This window comes from Shewanella psychrotolerans (assembly GCF_019457595.1).
Classification (GTDB): Bacteria; Pseudomonadota; Gammaproteobacteria; order Enterobacterales; family Shewanellaceae; genus Shewanella; species Shewanella psychrotolerans.
Map to the genome: position 1 here is coordinate 1,603,198 of NZ_CP080419.1, position 20,233 is coordinate 1,623,430.

The window sequence follows — 20,233 nt, forward strand, 5'->3', positions numbered from 1 at the left end:
TCTCATGGAAAAGAGTTTTAGTTTAAATCGTCTAGAAAATGGTATTGCCGTGCTCACCATGGATGTCCCCGGCGAAACAATGAATACCCTACGGGCCGAGTTTGGCCCTGAGATTTGTGAGATGCTTGCCGAAATTAAGGCAGATCCACAGATCCGTGGCATTGTACTGGTTTCTGGCAAAAAAGATTCATTTGTTGCTGGTGCTGATATCTCAATGTTAGCAGCATGTCAGACCGCCGATGATGCTAGAGAGCTTTCAAAACAGGGACACGAAGTGTTCTTTGCCTTGGAGTCTCTCAATATCCCCGTTGTAGCAGCGATTCACGGGGCCTGTTTAGGAGGTGGCTTGGAGCTAGCGTTAGCATGTCATCAACGAGTCTGCACCGATAGCCCTAAAACCATGATGGGTGTACCGGAAGTACAACTTGGCTTGTTACCTGGCGGTGGCGGTACTCAGCGTCTGCCTCGTTTGGTGGGGATCAGCGCAGCGCTGGATATGATGTTAACCGGTAAGCAACTACGCCCTAAGCAAGCGCTCAAAATGGGCTTAGTCAATGATGTGGTTCCTGAGTCCATTTTATTGCAAACGGCGATTGAGATGGCGCTGGCAGGTAAGAAAACACAACCAAAGCGTAAGACTAGTATTGTTAATCGTTTACTTGAAGGCACGCCGGTTGGACGAAATATCATTTTCGATCAAGCGTTAAAGCAGGTTAACAAGAAGACCCAAGGAAACTATCCCGCACCGGCTAAGATCATCGATTGTGTTCGACAAGGGATGACCAAAGGTATGGTGGTCGGCTTAGATGCGGAAGCCAATCATTTTGGCGACTTGGTTATTTCTGCTGAATCTGAAGCGCTTCGCAGTATCTTTTTTGCGACCACAGAGATGAAAAAGGAGTCGGGCGCAGGTGATGTTCAGCCCAAACCCGTTAAGAAGGTGATGGTGCTAGGTGGTGGATTAATGGGGGGGGGCATTGCCTCGGTGACCACCACTAAAGCGAAAATTCCTGCAAGGGTTAAAGATATCAACGAAACTGGTTTAAGTAATGCGCTAGCTTATGCATATAAATTGCTCGATAAAGGGGTTAAGCGCCGCCATATGACGCCCGCCGCGCGTGATAATTTGATGTCATTGATGACCACGACAACCGAATATAAAGGGATTAAAGATGCCGATATCGTTGTTGAAGCGGTATTTGAAGACTTAGCGCTTAAGCATCAGATGGTTAAAGATGTAGAAAGAGAGTGTAATGAGGATACCATTTTTGCATCTAACACCTCTTCACTACCTATCTCGCAAATTGCAGAAGCTGCAGAACGTCCAGAAAATGTGATTGGTTTGCATTATTTCTCTCCTGTGGAAAAAATGCCATTGGTAGAGGTTATTGCCCATAAGAAGACCTCGGCCGAGACCATTGCCACTACCGTCGCTTTCGCCCGTAAGCAGGGGAAGACACCAATCGTGGTGCAAGATGGCGCTGGTTTTTATGTTAATCGTATCTTAGCGCTGTATATGAATGAAGCCGCTAATCTGTTGCTAGAAGGGCAGAGTGTTGAGCATCTTGATAAAGCACTGGTTCAATTTGGTTTCCCTGTCGGGCCAATGACTTTGCTTGACGAAGTCGGTATCGATGTGGGGGCCAAGATCTCGCCAATATTGGAGAAAGAGCTGGGTGAGCGCTTTAAGGCTCCAGCTGCGTTTGACAAATTATTGGCTGATGATCGTAAAGGTCGTAAAAACGGCAAAGGTTTCTATCAATACGGTAGTAAGTCGAAGAAAAAGTTGGTCGATGAAACCGTCTACAGCGTTTTAGGGTTAACCCCCTCTTCTGCTGGTGATATGAAAGAGCTAGCTCAGCGCTGTGTTGTGCAGATGTTGAATGAGGCGGTGCGCTGTCTGGAGGAGGGGATCATTGCTTCTGCTCGTGACGGCGATATAGGCGCAATTTTTGGCATAGGTTTCCCACCGTTCCTAGGTGGTCCCTTCCGTTATATAGATACTTTAGGTGCTGATAAGCTGGTTGAGACATTAAATCAGTATGCCAATGTTCATGGCGAGCGCTTTAAACCTTGTGACCGACTTGTCGAGATGGCGACCGCTGGTACTCGATTTCACGATTAAGTCACCTTTAATTGGTTTTAACAATGCGGCAACATGATGCCGCATTTTTTTTGCCTGCAGGATATTGCTTGCCTGTTTTTTGTTCATTTTTGAGACGGTTTTAGGTATGATGCCGCTATTTTTTAAGCTTGATGTGACCTTGAGCTGCTTCGTATTCGCTAGTTGGTGGTTGCAAGTCTTAGTCGATCGCTAAGTGTGTTAACTGATATGTGTCGTTAAAGAGGTTATAAGTGATTGTATTTGTCGTCAGTGTTTTGACCGTGAGCAGTGTGGTGATGGGGAACTTAGCCTTCAGAGCGGGTTTAGGCGTTAAGCGCTGGGCATTGTTAGGATTGGTGTTAGGTCCCGTAGGTTATCCCTTATTTTCGACCCATAAACGCTTTGCCATCAAACGAGCCCAAGGTAAAGGGACTAGCCAAATTAACCTTTGAGCTGTAGCAACTTAATTTATTTTTTAATCAATTGGTTAAGTTGGTTTCATCACTTCAGTTTAAAGTAAAAAGGAGCGTATTCGCTCCTTTTTACGTATCTACTATGGGTAGTCTTAATCGCTTTGTCGCTTGATTCAACTAGTTCCACCAACCTTTGGCCGGGATCACTTCTAAGTGATCTAAACCAGCAGGAAGTTGTACTCTTTTGCGCTCTGGTTTGTGGTTAAGTCCAAGAGCTTTCTTTAATGAATCTAACATAATCATTCTCCTTAAGACTTAAGCTACAGCTGAGTTGACTAGTTTAACGTTAGGAATACCAGCAACTTTGAGTGGCTTAAGCTTTACGTTAGGAATACCAGCAATTTCGAGTGGCTTAAGCTTTACGTTAGGAATACCAGCAATTTCCAGTGGCTTAAGCTTTACGTTAGGAATACCAGCAACTTTGAGTGGCTTAAGCTTTACGTTAGGAATACCAGCAATTTCGAGTGGTTTAAGTTTTACGTTAGGAATACCAGCAACTCCGAGTGGCTTAAGCTTTACGTTAGGAATACCAGCAACTTCGATTGGCTTAAGCTTTACGTTAGGAATACCAGCAACTTCGATTGGCTTAAGCTTTACGTTAGGAATACCAGCAATTTCGAGTGGCTTAAGCTTCACGTTAGGAATACCAGCAACTTCGATTGGCTTAAGCTTTACGTTTGGAATACCAGCAATTTCGAGTGGCTTAAGCTTCACGTTAGGAATACCAGTAACTTCGAGTGGTTTAAGTTTTACATTAGGAATGCCAGTTACTTGGTTAGTAGCGGAGCTGTCTAGTATTCCGGATGAAGTCGATAGTGAGCATGTAACAGCAAAAGCGATGGCAGTAACTAGTCCGTTAATCATTGTCGTATTCTCTCAGAGTTAGTGATTTTATCATTGCCAACAATTTGTTGACGTCTGAAAGAACTTTTGCAGGTGTTATGCCATCTTTTTTTTATTTTCCTAAAAGTTGTTAAATAGTTAGTTTTTACTTTGTTATTACTTTCTATTTTGCGCCATATGTATAGCGTGTGGCGTGATTGCGTCGCGCTTTAACAATTCGACGAAATCACTTTCACACACGGCCTTGCTGAATATAAAGCCTTGAATTTCTTCGCATTTAAGTGCTTTCAATATGCTAAGCTGAGAAGCATCTTCAACCCCTTCGCCTACGACGGACAAGCCCATGTTGTGGGCTATGGTAATGATCGAGTCGACCATTTTCAGATCTCTGTCAGATTTATCTATGTCGTCAACAAAGGCCTTATCGATTTTAAGGGTGTCGATAGGGAAGCGTTTTAAATATGACAGTGACGAATATCCGGTACCAAAGTCATCCAATGCTAAGCTAACTCCCATTTTTGAAAGCTGCATCATCACCTTAATCGCCTTTTCTGGCTGTTTTATGACGGTGCCTTCGGTTATTTCTAATTCCAAATTGGCTGCAGGCAGTTGAGTGAGTCGTAAAATTGACTCTATTCGTTGTTGTAGGTCCGGAAGTGCGAATTGTTGTGATGATAAATTGACGGCAACTCGGCCGTTGAACAAGTTTTGACGGCGCCAATTTTGCGCAGCAAAGCAGGCTTTACGTAATACAACTTCGCCAATCTCGACGATAAGCCCGTTTTCCTCTGCCAGAGGAATAAAGTCACCAGGGGAGATTAAGCCATGCTTAGGATGGTTTAATCTGACGAGAGCTTCCATCCCCGCCATCTTGCTACTTTTAAGGTCAATCTTAGGTTGGTAGTAAACTTCAAAGAGATCGTCCCTTAACCCTTCACGGATCAGATTCTCTACCTCAAGTTGACGTATTGCGTTACGGTTAAGTGATTCAGAGTAGAACTGATAGCGATTACCGCCAGCCGATTTTGCATGGTACATGGCGATGTCTGCTTTACGCAGCAGCGCCTGTTCATTTTGATCGTCCTCTGGATAGAGCACAATTCCAATGCTGACGCCAACGACCACTTTGTCTTTTGTTAACTCAAATAGATTGGTAAACGCATCGACGATATTGTTAGCGATCACCGCGCTAGAGCCAATATCTGGGTTATTGTCGACGAGTATGGCAAATTCATCGCCACCAAGACGATAGATACTAGTATGGTAGGGAACTGTTGCTTCAATTCTTCTGGCTACTTTTATTAACAACTCATCTCCGACTTGATGGCCTAGGGAATCGTTAATTTTTTTGAAGTTATCAAGATCGAGCACCATAAGCGTGTGGTGGGTGTCTTTTTTCACCAAGTTGCCGAGGGTAACCATAAGGCTAGAACGATTGGGCAGGTTAGTGAGCAGATCACTATTGGTCAGTTTTCTCAGCTCCTCTTCTTGCTGCTTACGACGAGAGATATCGGAAAATACGCCAACATAATGGGAGAGTACACCTTGCTCATCGTAGATAGCATCGACTGTTAGTTCCATTAAAAAGCTGGAACCATCGCCTCTGGCAGACTCCACTTCATTACTCCAGCTTCCCTGTTGTTGTAAAATATTGCGAATTTGATCTGAGTAGCTCTCGGGGTATAGATCAAACTGGAAAAGTTTTCCTATAAAGTCATTGCGACTCTTTTCACAGAGATCGCAACAGGCTTCGTTGACCTCAACGAACTTAAATTGGTTATCTAAGATAAACATGCCTTCGGAAATATTTTCTATGGCGCGCTCAAACAGCCTGAGTTGCTCTTCGGCTTGTTTGAAATTACTGATGTTTTTGATCGTACCTGTCATACGCAGGGCTTTATCATCTTCATCACGCTCAACGATTTTTGCCCTATCTAAGATCCAGATCCATTGGTCATCTTTACCTTTGACCCGATAGGCGGCTTCAAAGTGATCGGTTTCGCCATAGAAATGTTTGTTGAGCGCGGTATTGACTCGCTCTTGGTCCATGGGGTGAATGTTACTTTCTTCACCTGCTTCGCCGGAGCGTTGACCATCTCGCGGAAATTCGAGAGAGCCCCAAATGTTAGAGCGATAAATTTGACCAGTTTCTATGTCCCAGTCCCACATTTCATCGCCGCTGCCCCACAATGACAGCTTTAAACGTTCTTCGGACTTGGCGATTTGTCTTTGTACTTCTCGGCGACGTAGGATAGCTCTAGTTATGATTGCAGAAATCATTAAAAAAATGATCAAATAGAATATTTTTGCATTAACGGATAGCCACCATGGGGGGGTTATTTCAATTTCTAAACTGTTAGTTGGACCGAGATGATTTGTTAGAGGATCGATTGCATGAACTTTAAATATATATTTTCCAGGTGATAAATTTGTATATGTAGCACTATTATTACCTTGAGAATCTAACCAAGTGTCAGATAACCCTTCCATTTGATATGAGTATTGTAGACTGTTATCTACATTTCCTGGTGTTATAAATTTCAGTGTGAAAGGATAATCAGAATACTTTAGTTTTATTTTATTTGTATGCAGTAGGCTCTTATTTAACGTTCCATAACCAATTCTCTCAGGGATGTTAAATATTAGCAAGTCATCTAATAGAACCTTTGGTGGGGATTTTTTGTTGTACATGGATAATACATCATCAATTTTTAAGGTTGTTACGCCTGATATTCCACCGATATAAAATGTGTCATGTATCCTTGATATTGCTTGAGTGTTGTATTCATCCTGGCTTCCGTATAAGGAAGATAATGTGAAATGTTCATTTTTAATTTTATTTAATATAATTACTTCAGCGTTAGATGAAGCTATTAAGTATTCATTGTAGCCCGTTATGGCATATATGGGTTTGTTGTTGTGAATTAATGTTTCATATTTGTTGGTTTCTAAATCCATTGAGAATAAAGACGTTCTTGTTCCAAAGAACATTCGATTATTTTCATTGTAAATGCTAATGACTAAATCTTCGCTGTAAACTTTTTTAATTTCATCGCCTTCTACTTTGAACAAGCCTCCCTGAGTAGCAGCCCAAATAACACCTTTCTCAATATTTATGTCAAATATCGGGTTGCCATCATCAATTATTTTTTCGGTAACTTCGCCATTTAAGATGTTGATTTTTTTGAGCGTTCCATGGATTGTGCCAGCAACAATGAATTCGGTATCTTTTATATCTTTCAACATAAAAAAACTATCATTACTCAATGTGGTAATTTTTTTTGTTCTTTGGTCAAATTTAATTAGACCGTTTAGAGTTGCAACATATAAGTTTTTATTTTTAAATATAGCAGACTTTGGACCACTTATACCAGTGTCATAAATCGATTCCTCATTGAGGTCTTTGTCATATAAAATGATATTTTCCGAGTCATAACTTATTACTAGTTTTTCATCTTTTACAGTATTAATTGACCATGCGTTACCATTTAAATTATATGTTTTAAGTGTGTTTTTTTTGTTATCAATAAAAGAAAATCCATTGTTTTGTGTCGCAATGATAAGACCTTTTCTTGTTGGGTAAAAATCAGATGATTCAATCTTTTCTGATATTTTTCTTGTATTACCTTCGACAATATATTGATTGTTGTTTTCTGAGTAAATTAAATCATTGTTGAAAAGTATTATTTTGTTTTTGTTCGTTGATATCCCGCTTGTTGAGAATGGTATTTTTGTTTTTATTTTTCTTGTTAAATAATTTAGGTTCTCATCATCAAGTGCGATTGGTTCGTCGTTGAAGTTGATAATATCTTTTGTTTTGTCCATTATTTTTTTTGGGATATCTTTTTCTATTTGGTATATGTCTCCTTCATAATTTCTTATGTATAGCCGATTGTCTGCGTAGATTATTTTTTTTATATTTGAATTCCCTACAGTTATATTTCTAGATGAATCTGTTAGTGTGGTATCTAATTCTATTATTATATTTGATGTTGCTATAAAAATAGTTGTATTACTTTCTGTTATCGATCTTATTGATTTTTTTGAAAGTGATTCAATGTAATCTATCTTTATGAAACTATCTGATTTTTCATCATATATAGCTAACCCTTTTTCTGTACCAATCAATAACCTACCACTTTTATCTTTATATAGACTACGTATAAATGAACTAGGAAGAGATGAGGCGCTATTGTCTGAAAAATAATGTTTGAATTTTCGACCATCGAATCTATTTAGGCCGTTCAAAGTACCTATCCAAAGGTAACCATGTTGATCTTCTACAACAGAGGTTACAGTACTTTGAGATAATCCTTCTGGTACGTTGTAGTGATAAATATTAAGTGTCGGTGAGTTAAATGTATGGTCTATAGCGAAAGAATGGTTGGTAAACGACAGAGCCATTAAGAATACTAGTAGAAATTTTATCAAAGAATTAGGCATAGTTATTAGTTTGATTATTAGCCAATAGTGCATAGGCAACAGATGTTTAACCTACTTTTTCAGAAAGTTGAGGGTTTGTCAAAAGAACACTGAAAATAGTTAGTTGTTAATTATTTTTATTTTTATTCCATATTGGTGGTTATTGCTGTTTTTTGAGCGTTATCACCATGTATTCACTGGCTTTTGGTTTTAAAATAGGGTTTTATCTAGATTGTTTGCCTTAGTGTTTTCGTTAACAAAATGTGTTGTTGTAGGCAATGTTCAATCAAGGGTTGAATATTGGAAGCCTCATTGAGTTGTTCATGTGGTAAACAAGCGTTACTAAGCTAACCCAAGTTTGAGTTTATAAGCTTAAGATGATAGATGTCATTGCATTATGCTGAAGAATGCTAACTAGTGATGCCTAGACTGATCGATGGTAACACTGATCGATGCTAACTCATTACGAATGAAGGCGTAGATGAGCTTCTCGTGCTTTCGAATGTAGAGTGCACCAGCGTTAATTAGCTTGATCTCAATTGAAGACACTATCGTTAATAGTTGAATTTCGCTGCTTGTTGCTTGAACGAGCGTAAATCAGTGATCATATTACTAGAAGATAATCTTTCTTGGCTTAGGTGCTGCTCACCGGTTGTGAACAACACTAAGCGGTCGCTATGTTTGGTTCGCATCTTTTGCATCATAAATTTGATCAGATCGGAGCGGGTCAGCTCGGCAATCTGCTCAGCAACCAGTTCTCTTTGATTAAATTCATAATCTTTATTACCAATGCTTGACCAGTAGCGCTGACCACGAGTTTTCAAATTGGGATCGTGTTCCATGATCTGGTTAACTAGACCTTGTTTGGTTTGTTCCCATTGCTGATTGGTGATCTGCATAACGGCATAGTTAAAGTCGGCGATGAACTCATCGATTGCTTCTAATAGCTGTAAAGGTCCAGTTGTGGGTGATTGGATATAGAAAATCATTCCGGGATATCGATTTAAAGGTAGATAGCCGGTTCCGACCATATAGCCAAGTTGTCTTTTTGTTCTTAGTTCATGAAAGAAGGTTGAAGACATTGTGTGGTTTAACAGGCTAAATAGAGCCATATTGAGCGGTGACGCTTCAGACGATTGATAGTAGACGATAATGCTACTGTCTTGGTGTGCGACAGGCACCTCTCGAATCAAGGTACCTACGTTATCTAAGTTAACAAGCTCACGTTCAGACTCACCACTTGGTGACGACACAAGCGATAGAATATGGTCTAGACGCTTGCCGAGTGACTGAGCTTCTTTCGTTAGCCAGTCACCGTAAACTAAACCTTCTAGATGAATTTTCTCATAAAAATGACGTACGTGGTCATGTAGATCATCTAAGGTTAAGTTTTCTAGCTCTTCAGCCATTCTTAACGGTTCGTAGCTGCGTTTTTGCAATGTCACCGTCAGGCTGGTGAATAGCTGCGATATTGGTTTAGCACGACTTTGGTTATACCAGTTACGTAGGATCTGGCGTTTTATTAACTTAAAGCGACTTTGGGTAAAATTACGCTCTCGAGCCTTGCTTATTAATAGTGAGAGTAGTGCTTCCTGCTTCCCTGTAAAACCTGTGAGATGAAGGGTAATGCCACCTTGATGGGGGTAGATGTTGTAACTTAGCCCCGCGACTTCTGCAGGGTAAGTGTATTCGGTCAGATAATCCAATAACATTTCTACATATAAGCGAGTTAACGTCGCGTGCCGAGGAGTCGATGCGGCTTGCTCTGAGTCCAAGGAAAGATACATGTGTCCTTTAGGGACGTTAAATTCATCATCTTTTCGGTGCCAAATACGGTAACCCGTTTCTTGAGATACTATGATTGGTACCTTGTGCTTGCTCTTGTCTGTTCTGGCAACAGAATCTTCAATAATAAACGGATTTGGTTCAGGTAAGGTGAGCTCGCTACGGATTTTAGGAGCAGACCAAGCAGCTAAGCGCTCACTTGCTATCGGTTTTACTTGATAGGGCGAATGATACCAAGCAGCCTGTTTATCAGTTTCTAAATTAGGCGATATTAGCTGGATACGCATATTTTCTGGCGTCATCAGCTCTAATAGTGTCATCGTTTGGGGGATGTCGAGACCATCCATTCGATAGTCACCGTATACCAGATCCTCTACATCATAGTGATGCATATTAATGCTGAGATGACTGGCTAAATCTAGCGGTTTAATTTGCTCTTGATATTTAAACGCTAACTTCAATAAGTTAGCTCTTTCTTTATAACGCCATTGCTCAAGTCCATAATGCTTTATGAGTTCTAGGTATTCAAATGCTGCTTTAACGACATCATCTAATTGTGCTAATCCTTTATCGGTTAACTGGATGCTGATGTTGTAGTCTTTAAAGTTATATCCATTAACTCCACCACCTGCTGAAAGGTTGCTGGCTAACTCCTGATTTTTCAAATAGCTCAGTAAGCTGCCTTTACCTTCATAGCCCAATAGATGACTAATAAATGTTAGCGGTTTGCGTTTATAAAAGTGATCAATTGCTGGCAGGGAAAAGGTAATTGCCACTCTGCGCTGCTCTTTGAGCGGGACGATATTAATCTGTTGTTGGAGTTGTTCTGCTTTATAAATTGGCGTATCAGGGTATTGCTTTTGCAACTTAGTGTTTTTTATTGCAGCGAAATAGTGTTGTGCGAGTTGCGCGAGCTTATCGAGTGTTAATGGCGCAACTAAACAGAGGGTCATTAAATTTGCGCTGTAATGGCTTTGATAAAACTCGAGCAATTCCTGTCGTAAATCTTGTTCGCTACCCGATAATGTCTCTAGGTTGCCAACAGAAAACTTGGAGAAAGGATGCTTTTGATTGACTGTTTCTTTTTGAACTTGATAAGTACGGCGAATATCATCTTTCAGTTTTAGACTAAATTCAGACTCAATCGCATGACGTTCTCTATCGACTAAGGTTAAATCAAAGCAAGGTGCGATAAAAAACTGACTGAAACGATCCAGTGACTCTTCAAATACTTCGCTATCGATAGAGAAGAAAAAGTTGGTTTGTTCAGTGCCGGTCCAGGCGTTATTACTGCCGCCGTGTTGATTAATAAAGGCATGATATTCACCAGATTGTGGATACTTTTCAGTGCCTAAAAACAACATGTGCTCAAGAAAGTGAGCCATACCTGGTCGGGCAACGGGATCGTCAAAATGACCAACATTAACAGCCATAGATGCTGCCGCCTGAGTGGCTTGCAGATCTTCCACCAAAAGTACTCTTAGATCATTGCCAAGCTGCAAATATCGATATTGGCGATGGTCGTTGGGACTCTTGGTAATTTGCGTCGTTGTTGGCAATTGGTAGCTCCATCCATATGAAGAAATAAGCGGGAGAAATTTTACTGACTAAAAAGCTAATTAAAACAGTAAGCCTACATATTGGGCTTGAAAATGGACTTTAGCAAATATCTTATCGTCTATTCGACTAATTATTAACTGAATTTGGGTTTGTTGCACACTAGTTTAGGGCTACAATTGCAAGGAAGAACAAAAATTCATAGCGAGAAGTAGTATGCAGCTATTTTTGATGCGACACGGTGAAGCTGGCTACAATGCACATTCTGATAGAGAACGTGTTTTGACCGAAGTAGGTCGTTACCAAACAGAGTTGATGAGTAATTGGTTAGCCCGAAGTATTACTGATTTTGACTTAGTGCTTGTCAGTCCTTATTTACGTGCGCAGCAAACATGGCAAGAGGTGAGTCGACACTTTCCAGAGCCACGAAAGTGGCTAGTGCTTGATGACCTCGTCCCGTCAGCCGAGCCAACGAGGGCTGTCGATCTCCTATTGGCTTATGCTGAGCAATATAAAGCCGATAAGCTGTTGGTTATTTCACACATGCCGTTATTAGGTTATATGGTCAGTGATTTGGTCGCAGGTATCGAGCCTCCCTTATTTGCAACCTCAGGAATTACATTGATTGATAAACATGGCGAAAGTGCGTCAATGTGCTGGCAACATACTCCACATACGGTAAGTTAGTCATCGCTAGCGGTCAATAACAGAAAGGACGCATCATGCGTCCTTTTTTCGTCACTAAGAGATCAGTCCCATTCAGGACTATCGCCAATATCGATCAGAACTAACAGGGCAGCATCGCCGCCCCATTCTTTAGGGGCTTTATGAAACGCCTTTACATGAGGGTGTTGAGCGAGCCACATTGGAATATTTTGTTTCAGTATGCCACTGCCGTGACCATGCATTACGCAGCAACAAGCACTATGTTGCTTAATACATGCTTGGATTAAAGCTGCAAGTTCGAGTTTAGCCTCGCTTTGCCGCATGCCATGCAGATCCAATAACAAATCAGGTTGGTAATCACCACGACGAAGCCGCTTCACCTCGAAGCTATCGACATCTTCCCTTGACCAGCGCATCGCGCCCTCTAGCGGCAGGTGAGGTTGATAGGTATCGGAAAAATAGCTATCGGCATGAAGTTGTGTGGTTTTAACGTCAAGTTCACGTTTCTGTTTTTTGGGCGCATTAAAGTGACGCTTATCTTGTGTCAGCGGCTTTATGCCCTGGGTTAGCGCAGAAAAAAGTGCCAGCCCTTCATCTTTTTCTTTATTCATGGTGCTATTTTAGTGAATCCGATGCCATATGAATAGAGTTCAGTTACAATGAGGCGGAACTATCTAGTTGGAGCAAGTTTTGGATAAGATTTTTGTTGATGAAGCCGTGACCGAATTACGCACGATCGGCGATATGTTACGTTGGGCTGTAAGCCGTTTTAATGATGCGAATGTTTACTATGGACATGGCACCGATAACGCATGGGATGAAGCTATTGCTCTAGTATTTCACGCTCTGCATCTTCCTGAAGAGATTGGTCAGCAGGTGATACATGCAAACCTTACGAGCAGCGAGAAGCATAAAATCGTTGAGTTAATCATTCGTCGTGTACGTGAGCGCTTGCCAGTGCCTTATCTTACGAATAAAGCTTACTTTGCAGGGCTTGAGTTTTACGTTGATGAACGTGTGTTAGTGCCTCGCTCGCCAATTGCCGAGATGATCGCTAATCGTTTTAGCCCTTGGTTATACAACAAGCCTGTTAACCGTATCTTAGATCTGTGTACGGGGAGTGGTTGCATCGCCATAGCCTGTGCTTATGAGTTTGAAAATGCCGAGGTTGATGCGCTAGATCTTAGTACTGATGCGTTAGATGTTGCCCAGATCAATATCGAGACACTCGGGGTGATGGATAGAGTCTTCCCGATTGAGTCTGATCTCTTTAGTGCCATTCCTAAAGCGCCTCAGTACGACCTAATTGTGTCAAACCCACCTTATGTTGATGCAGAAGATATCGGCGACATGCCTGATGAGTATCACCATGAGCCAGAGCTCGGTTTAGCTTCTGGTCGTGATGGCCTCGATCTGACTAAGCGTATTTTGGCTAATGCGGCCGATTACCTTACAGAAGATGGTCTGTTAGTGGTTGAGGTGGGCAATTCAATGGTGCATCTGATTGAACAATTCCCAGAAGTGCCGTTTACTTGGGTGAGCTTTGAAAATGGTGGTGATGGTGTGTTTGTATTAACCCACGATCAGCTAGTTGAAAATGAATCACTTTTCGCTATCTACAAAGATAGTGAATAATAGACCTGACTTGCTATCGCTTACGAATGAGTAAGCTGATTTAGGAATATATACCAGATAGAAATTGAGCTATGCTCGAAAGCGTCTACTAATAACGAGGTGAATGAAGCTGATGTCGGGAAACAGTATTGGTCAAAATTTTGTGGTTACCACATTTGGCGAAAGCCATGGCAAAGCATTAGGCTGTATTATTGATGGTTGTCCTCCTGGGCTTGAACTGTCTGAAGCCGATATGCAAGATGATCTTGACCGTCGTCGTCCTGGAACCTCTCGTTATACCACCGCAAGACGTGAAGCAGATGAAGTGCAAATTCTATCTGGTGTTTTTGAAGGTAAAACTACAGGCACATCAATTGGGTTGGTGATTCAAAATACCGATCAACGTAGTCAAGATTACTCCAATATTAAAGATCAGTTCAGACCGGGACATGCCGATTACACTTACCAACAAAAGTATGGTCTGCGTGATTACCGTGGTGGCGGTCGTTCGTCTGCTCGTGAAACTGCGATGCGTGTTGCGGCGGGAGCTGTAGCTAAAAAATATTTAAAACAGGTACATGGCATCGAAATCAACGGTTATCTTTCTGAGCTGGGTCCTATCGTCGCAGAGAAGGTCGACTTGACTCAGGTTGAGCAAAATGCGTTCTTTTTCCCCGATGTCGATAAGCTCGATGCGCTTGATGAATATATGCGTGATTTGAAAAAGAGCGGTGATTCTATCGGTGCTAAAGTTTCAGTCATCGCAACCAATGTTCCTGTTGGTCTGGGTGAACCAGTATTTGATCGACTCGATGCCGACATCGCCCATGCATTAATGGGGATCAATGCGGTTAAAGGCGTTGAGATCGGTGATGGCTTCGAGGTGGTTAACCAAAAAGGCTCTGAGCACAGAGATTTAATGTCTCCAGAAGGTTTTGCGTCCAACCATGCGGGTGGAATCTTAGGTGGGATCTCTTCTGGTCAGCCGATTATTGCCCACATAGCAATGAAACCAACATCGAGTATTAGCGTTCCGGGTGAAAGCATGACAGTGCACGGCGATGTGTCAGAGGTGGTAACGAAAGGACGTCATGATCCTTGTGTCGGCATTCGAGCTGTGCCCATTGCTGAGGCTATGCTCGCCATCGTGTTGATGGATCATCTGTTAAGGCATAGAGCACAAAATAGCGATGTAAACAGTATTACCCCAGTTATCGGAATGCGATAACCCAAAATGACAACATAAGAGGGCACATTTCAGTGCCTTCTTTCGTTGAACCTATTGTTATTTTTCAGAGACTAAGCCGTACATCATGCCCAATGCAGATTCACCACATCAACTCGGTTGGATTAGCGCTTGCTACTTCTTCTTTTTTGCCATTCTCGGTGTTTTAGTTCCCTATTTAGGCGTATTTTTTGAGCATCGTGGTTTTGATGCACAAGAGATAGGTTTTTTACTGGCAATTTTAATGGCGACACGGATTATTGCGCCAAATATCTGGGCGATGGTCGCCGACAAAACCGGAATGCGAGGTCAGCTGGTTAAGTTTGGCGCTGCGTGTTCTGCGGTGGCATTTTTAAGTTTTTTCTATCACGGTGGATTTCTCTATCTTGCGATGAGCCTGAGTATCTATACCTTTTTTTGGAATGCGATATTGGCACAGTTAGAGGTGATCACTTTAGAAAGCCTCGGCGATAATACCGGAGGCTATGGTCGTATTAGAAGTTTTGGTAGTCTTGGTTATCTTATTTTTGTGGTTGCGGTTGGTTTTGGTATAAGCCAATTTGGCACCGAAATTTTGCCCTTTGTCGGTTTAGGCCTATTTCTAGGTTTGCTGGGGTGTTCGCTCTCTTTACCCAACACGCGAGTCGTTGTTGACCGCACCATCGCCACTGAACCACTTAAAATCGATAAAGGGATATTTTGGTTTTTGGTCTCTGCACTTTTATTGCAAATGAGTGCCGGCCCTTTCTATGGATTTTTCGTACTTTATCTCAAGCAAGTGGGTTATAGCGAATCTGCAGCGGGTGTTTTTGTTGCATTAGGTGTGCTAGCCGAGATTATCATGTTTATGTTTGCGCCCCGGCTGATGGGGCGTTATGGCGTTAAAACCTTGTTGATAGTGAGTATTGGCTTTACCGCTGTGCGCTGGCTATTAATGGCGTTTGGTGCCCAATATCTTGTTTTACTCAGTATTAGCCAACTACTGCATGCTTTTACTTTTGGTCTAGTACATGCCGCATCGATTCAGTTTGTGCATCAACGATTTGATATTCGCCATAGAAGTAAAGGTCAGGCCTTATACGCGAGTTTAAGTTTTGGGGTTGGTGGTGCGCTTGGCACTTGGTTATGTGGATATATTTGGGGTGATGGTTCTAGTGCTTGGCTGAGCTGGGCCGTTGCTGGGGCGTGTGCTGGTTTGTCTATGATAGCGGTAATATTGATCCCCAAGCGTCAGCCAGCTGAAGATAAAGCACTCAGCTAATGGTAATAGTCACTCAGCATTAGTTCGCTAAAGAGATAAGGAATAGCAGTGAAAAGTAGATTTCGTTTGGGTCTCATCATTAACCCGCTTGCGGGCCTTGGTGGTAGTGTTGGCCTCAAAGGAAGTGATGGTGTTGCCAGCGAAGCCCTCGCTCGAGGCGCTGAGCCTAAGTCTCATTTACGCATGGCGCAGGCATTAGAGGTTATCTTACCTTATAAAGATAAAATTGAAATCTTTACGGCATCAGGTGCCATGGGGGAAGAGTTAGCCAAGCAGATGGGTTTTTCTACCCAGGTTGTTTATCAAGTGGGCAATGAAACCGTAGCACAAGATACAAGCAATGCTGCTAAAGCATTGCAAGAGGTTGGTTTAGATTTACTCCTGTTTGCTGGTGGTGATGGGACGGCTCGGGATCTGTTTGCGGTTGTAGATGAGTCTCTGCCCGTGCTTGGCGTACCTGCTGGGGTTAAAATTCATTCTGGTGTCTATGGTATCACGCCTCATGCCTCTGGCATGGTGATTAAGCTTCTACTCGATGGTGAACTGGTAAGCTTAATGTCTGCCGATGTGATGGATATCGATGAAGCCGCATTTCGTCAAGGGACAGTTAGAGCTCGTCGGTTTGGTGAAATGTTAGTGCCAGCAGAACCTCGTTATATCCAAGCGGTAAAAATGGGCGGAAAAGAGGTCGACGAGTTAGTGCTAAGCGATATTGCTGCCGAAGCGATTGAACAGATGGAAGATGAACTCTGTATCATGGGATCGGGCAGTACAGTCGCTGCTGTAATGGCTGAACTGGGTTTAGACAACACACTTTTAGGCGTCGATCTTATAGAGCAACAAGCCTTGATAGCGAGTGATCTTAGTGCATCAGAGCTGCGCGAACTCACCCAAAACCGCCCATGTAAACTGGTTATTACTCTAATAGGTGGCCAAGGGCATATTTTGGGGCGAGGCAATCAGCAGCTATCGCCGGCGCTCATTCGTCATGTGGGGAAAGAAAATATTATTATCTTAGCCACAAAAACTAAGCTAAAAGCACTTGAAGGACGGCCATTAATTGTAGATAGTGGCGACCCAGAACTCGACAGCGAACTCTGTGGCTATTATAAAGTCGTTACGGGTTACCATGACTATGTGATGTATCAGGTTGCAAACCCTGATCTTATGGCATCATAAGTTAATTTGGATAAAGCATTTTATAGATTGGAGAGACCATGTTAGAGCAGTACGAACAAGCATTAGATGAGTGGATTGCAACGAAAGTCGCGCAGGGAGATGATGACCAACTTTTTGCTAGCGGCTATTTGCAAGGCCATTTTGCCGTCGTGTTGTCGCAACTTGAAGTTGAAGATGAGCAAGGTTGCGAGGCTCTAGCCGATAGGATGCAACTGTGTCTCGCGACGGCTAAAACTGAGCTAGCGCCAAATGATTTTGTGTTAGTACAAGATGCGTGGGATGAATTAAGTGAGAAAATTAACGCTTTGGTTGCAGCTTAACGATGAGCGATGCTTCTTTAGTTAAGATTGGTTTACTGAATCCCAAGAGTCCTACTAATGTTGGCGGCGTGATGCGCGCAGCGGGTTGCTATCAGGCCGATGAAGTACGCTACACCGGCAAGCGTTACGCGTTAGCGGCAAAAAATCGCGGTGAGCAATATAATACCGATACTAAACGAGCAAGCTTGAATATTCCCTTGGTTGCCGTTGATAGCTTGCTAGATGGGCTAGATGATGACACTCAGGTGGTTTGCGTTGACCTTGTCGAAGGGGCGATCCCACTGCCGCAGTTTCATCATCCCAAAAAAGCGATATACCTGTTTGGCCCAGAAGATGGCACTTTAGATCAGGCGCTAATAGATAGCGCCGATGCGGTTGTCTATGTGCCTACCGTAGGTTGTATGAATTTGGCCTCTTCGGTAAATGTGTTGCTTTACGATAGGCTTGCAAAAGGCGAGCACTCGGGCAGTGATGAGTTGATCAAGCAAAGCCGTGATACCAATAATCGTGTTAGAGTAAAACGGCCCAGATAAACGTTTTCCGTACTCTTCAATTTCTCTTTTTATAATAATGCCAGCGTCAATGCTGGCATTATTGTTTTATCAAGATAAAACAGGTATTAACTGCCCTAGTTTATGCCAATCAGTATAATAAAGAATGATTTTGCTATTACTAAAGCAATGCTTTGCCTTTGATCAGTTTTCGCATCCACATTCGATTAGGATTGAGCAAACTCAGGACATCCATGGTTGTGGGTAGCAACTCGCCACACATCTGCGCTGCCAATATTTCAGCGGCTAACGGCCCAGACGTCAAACCTCTTGAACCCAAACCACCCAGAACAAATAGCCCATCATGCACTGGCGCCTTGGTGCTTTGCCAATACTTAGCACTTTCTCTACTTGGTTGCTGCGACTGATAAACCTTGGAAATCGCATCGAAATCTGGGGCGCAGCCCATCATTGGCGCATGATCTCGGGTAACCATACGCACACCGACTCTGGCACTATGGCCAGTAATGTCGACATCACGGGTCCAGGCAGTTTGGTAACTTGTGCGGATCTTATTGAGGTTTTCAAATTGCTCCGTCGCACTATAGTCTAGGTTGATTGGATCTTTGATGTAACTCGCGCCAGTGCAATGCAGGCCATCTTGTTGTGGGGTTAAATAGCCATGAGAGCAGAGCACGGTTTTCAGGCGTGTTAATTCACCACGACTAGGAATATGGCTGACTTGACCTCGAAAGCCGCTGATAGGAAGCTGAGCGGTTTGACTAAAGTCAGTGATATGTCGTCCATTAGCTAAGACGACATTAGCAAAAGGCCCAAATTGTTGACTCTCCTGACCTTGCTCTGTAATGAGGTACCACTGACCATCAATTTGCTTAAGACTGGTTATGTTGGTTTTATAGTGTTGTTCTAATTGGGCTAAACTGGCTGCTTTTTCAATCGCAGCGGCGGTAAACTCCTGTGGGCATACCCAGCCGCCGAGTGGGTAGTAGATCCCAGAAAGGCCGATGTCGACTCCGGCTAAGGTCGATGCTGCATTCGCCCTTATCGATTGGGCAATATTATTTGCCCAAGGCTGAGAGGAGATGATTTTATGTAAACGTTTAGTGCTGCGCTCATCATGGCCTGTTTGTAGCACACCGCAGAAATCATGGCTGATCTGATATCCCTGTTTAACCAAGGTGTTAATTCGTTGACGACTGAAAAGGTATCCCTGCAGAAAGAAATGGCTAAGTGTGCCATGTTCGGGGGTGAGCAGTGGGTAAATTGCGCCCTGTTTATTTCCCGATGCTTGTTGTCCCGGCGCTTCATCCATACAAAACAGGCTTACCGTTTGCCCTCGCTCAGCCAAAGATAAGGCTAAACAGGCACTGGCAACGCCGCCGCCAATAATTGCAGTTTCACCAGGATTTGCTTTATGCAATGGGTTGTAATTAAACGCTTGCTGATATTGCCGGCGCAGTGCGCTGCGCTCGGTTTTAGCGAGATCAATATCTGTTTTATCAGGCGAACGGAGAAACTTCAGTGTTTGGCCGCACCAGTGAACAACGCGAAAACCACATTGACTTGCTTGTGTTAAAAATGGTGTTAGCGGGGCAAAATCGATGAGTTCATTAACAGCTGTGACTAATAGCAAGTCTGCGTCACTGTTTGATAGCCTAGCCATCTGCCAAAGGGTCTGGCTGTTTAACTGCTCGGTAGAAGATAACGAGCAGATGAGCCAACGCATTATTCTCTGCTCACTACCGCTGCTGATGTTTTTCAGTTGGTTAGCTAGTTCACCGATATGAATCACCAGTGACAAGACGCCATCGCAGGCAATCACCGAGTGACAGCCATCGACGTTACTATTCGCTATCTCATCTAGCTGCGCTGCAAGTTCAGGCAAGTCACCAAGAGCGTTGGATATGTGAATTAACTCTTTACTGCGGTCAACAAACACATGAATGCACCTTGCTTGAGCTAACTGTTTCTTACTCGCGCTATGGGCAAAGGCTGAGATAACAGGCGCCATATCTTGCCCCAGTAGTGCTAAAGTCGTCGCTTTAGGAGGCAGTGAATTAGGCGATAAATCACTAAAAATAGCGTCGATATCACTTTTGTTTACACTAATTTGTGTTTTTTCTTCACGTTCTTTAGCCAATGAATTTACTCTCACGTTGTTATTAGGCATTATTTTACCTGCCTTTATGGAAAGCTGACCACTTAATTGCTGTAAAAGCGCTACTATTGGCCCAGCAAAATTGGTACTAGACGTACGGAATGGATAGTTAAT

Annotated in this window: 14 protein-coding genes; 9 read left to right on the forward strand and 5 right to left on the reverse strand. The window is 42.7% G+C overall.

The genetic code is table 11. The features are described from left to right. Nucleotides 1-4: 4 nt before the first annotated feature. Both fadJ and K0I62_RS07085 read left to right on the forward strand, forming a co-directional pair. On the forward strand, nt 5-2,125 hold the full coding sequence (gene fadJ, locus K0I62_RS07080) for a fatty acid oxidation complex subunit alpha FadJ (RefSeq protein ID WP_220070771.1): 2,121 nt from the start codon (nt 5-7) through the stop codon (nt 2,123-2,125). 230 nt (nt 2,126-2,355) lie between these two features. Further along, the gene (locus K0I62_RS07085; protein WP_220070772.1) at nt 2,356-2,556 is read left to right on the forward strand and encodes a hypothetical protein; all 201 of its coding nucleotides are present in this window, start codon (nt 2,356-2,358) and stop codon (nt 2,554-2,556) included. Between the two features lie 276 nt (nt 2,557-2,832). Here the strand turns inward: K0I62_RS07085 and K0I62_RS07090 are convergent, their stop codons facing one another. The 3 genes from K0I62_RS07090 to K0I62_RS07100 form a co-directional block, all read right to left on the reverse strand. Further along, nucleotides 2,833-3,441 (reverse strand): hypothetical protein, encoded by a 609-nt coding sequence (locus tag K0I62_RS07090; RefSeq protein WP_220070773.1) that lies wholly within the window; start codon nt 3,439-3,441, stop codon nt 2,833-2,835. A gap of 135 nt (nt 3,442-3,576) precedes the next feature. Further along, on the reverse strand, nt 3,577-7,824 hold the full coding sequence (locus tag K0I62_RS07095) for an EAL domain-containing protein (protein ID WP_258405104.1): 4,248 nt from the start codon (nt 7,822-7,824) through the stop codon (nt 3,577-3,579). A gap of 572 nt (nt 7,825-8,396) precedes the next feature. Next, entirely contained in the window at nt 8,397-11,186 is a 2,790-nt protein-coding gene (locus K0I62_RS07100; RefSeq protein WP_220070775.1) for an insulinase family protein, read from the reverse strand. A gap of 214 nt (nt 11,187-11,400) precedes the next feature. Here K0I62_RS07100 and sixA point away from each other — a divergent pair, with 214 nt between their 5' ends. After that, a complete protein-coding gene (sixA, locus tag K0I62_RS07105; protein ID WP_220070776.1) occupies nt 11,401-11,871 on the forward strand; it encodes a phosphohistidine phosphatase SixA in 471 nt (156 codons plus the stop codon). Between the two features lie 62 nt (nt 11,872-11,933). On the opposite strand, the gene smrB is transcribed toward sixA, so the two are convergent. Continuing rightward, nucleotides 11,934-12,461 carry an endonuclease SmrB gene (smrB, locus tag K0I62_RS07110; protein WP_220070777.1) on the reverse strand — a complete coding sequence of 176 codons (528 nt, stop codon included), beginning with the start codon at nt 12,459-12,461 and terminating at the stop codon, nt 11,934-11,936. A 79-nt stretch (nt 12,462-12,540) separates the two neighbouring features. Between smrB and prmB the strand changes: the two genes are divergently transcribed. The 6 genes from prmB (at nt 12,541) to K0I62_RS07140 (ending at nt 17,982) form a co-directional block, all read left to right on the forward strand. After that, nucleotides 12,541-13,485 carry a 50S ribosomal protein L3 N(5)-glutamine methyltransferase gene (gene prmB, locus K0I62_RS07115; protein ID WP_220070778.1) on the forward strand — a complete coding sequence of 315 codons (945 nt, stop codon included), beginning with the start codon at nt 12,541-12,543 and terminating at the stop codon, nt 13,483-13,485. A gap of 112 nt (nt 13,486-13,597) precedes the next feature. Further along, nucleotides 13,598-14,692 (forward strand): chorismate synthase, encoded by a 1,095-nt coding sequence (gene aroC, locus K0I62_RS07120; RefSeq protein ID WP_220071308.1) that lies wholly within the window; start codon nt 13,598-13,600, stop codon nt 14,690-14,692. Between the two features lie 85 nt (nt 14,693-14,777). After that, nucleotides 14,778-15,950, forward strand: a complete 1,173-nt coding sequence (locus K0I62_RS07125) for an MFS transporter (RefSeq protein WP_220070779.1) — start codon at nt 14,778-14,780, stop codon at nt 15,948-15,950. 48 nt (nt 15,951-15,998) lie between these two features. After that, complete coding sequence (locus K0I62_RS07130) at nt 15,999-17,129, forward strand: ATP-NAD kinase family protein (protein WP_220070780.1); 1,131 nt, start codon at nt 15,999-16,001, stop codon at nt 17,127-17,129. A 38-nt stretch (nt 17,130-17,167) separates the two neighbouring features. Next, nucleotides 17,168-17,449, forward strand: a complete 282-nt coding sequence (locus K0I62_RS07135) for a YfcL family protein (RefSeq protein WP_220070781.1) — start codon at nt 17,168-17,170, stop codon at nt 17,447-17,449. Between the two features lie 2 nt (nt 17,450-17,451). Then, nucleotides 17,452-17,982 (forward strand): RNA methyltransferase, encoded by a 531-nt coding sequence (locus K0I62_RS07140; protein WP_220070782.1) that lies wholly within the window; start codon nt 17,452-17,454, stop codon nt 17,980-17,982. 139 nt (nt 17,983-18,121) lie between these two features. Here the strand turns inward: K0I62_RS07140 and mnmC1 are convergent, their stop codons facing one another. Then, the gene (gene mnmC1, locus K0I62_RS07145) at nt 18,122-20,131 is read right to left on the reverse strand and encodes an FAD-dependent 5-carboxymethylaminomethyl-2-thiouridine(34) oxidoreductase MnmC1 (protein WP_220070783.1); all 2,010 of its coding nucleotides are present in this window, start codon (nt 20,129-20,131) and stop codon (nt 18,122-18,124) included. Nucleotides 20,132-20,233: the final 102 nt, after the last annotated feature.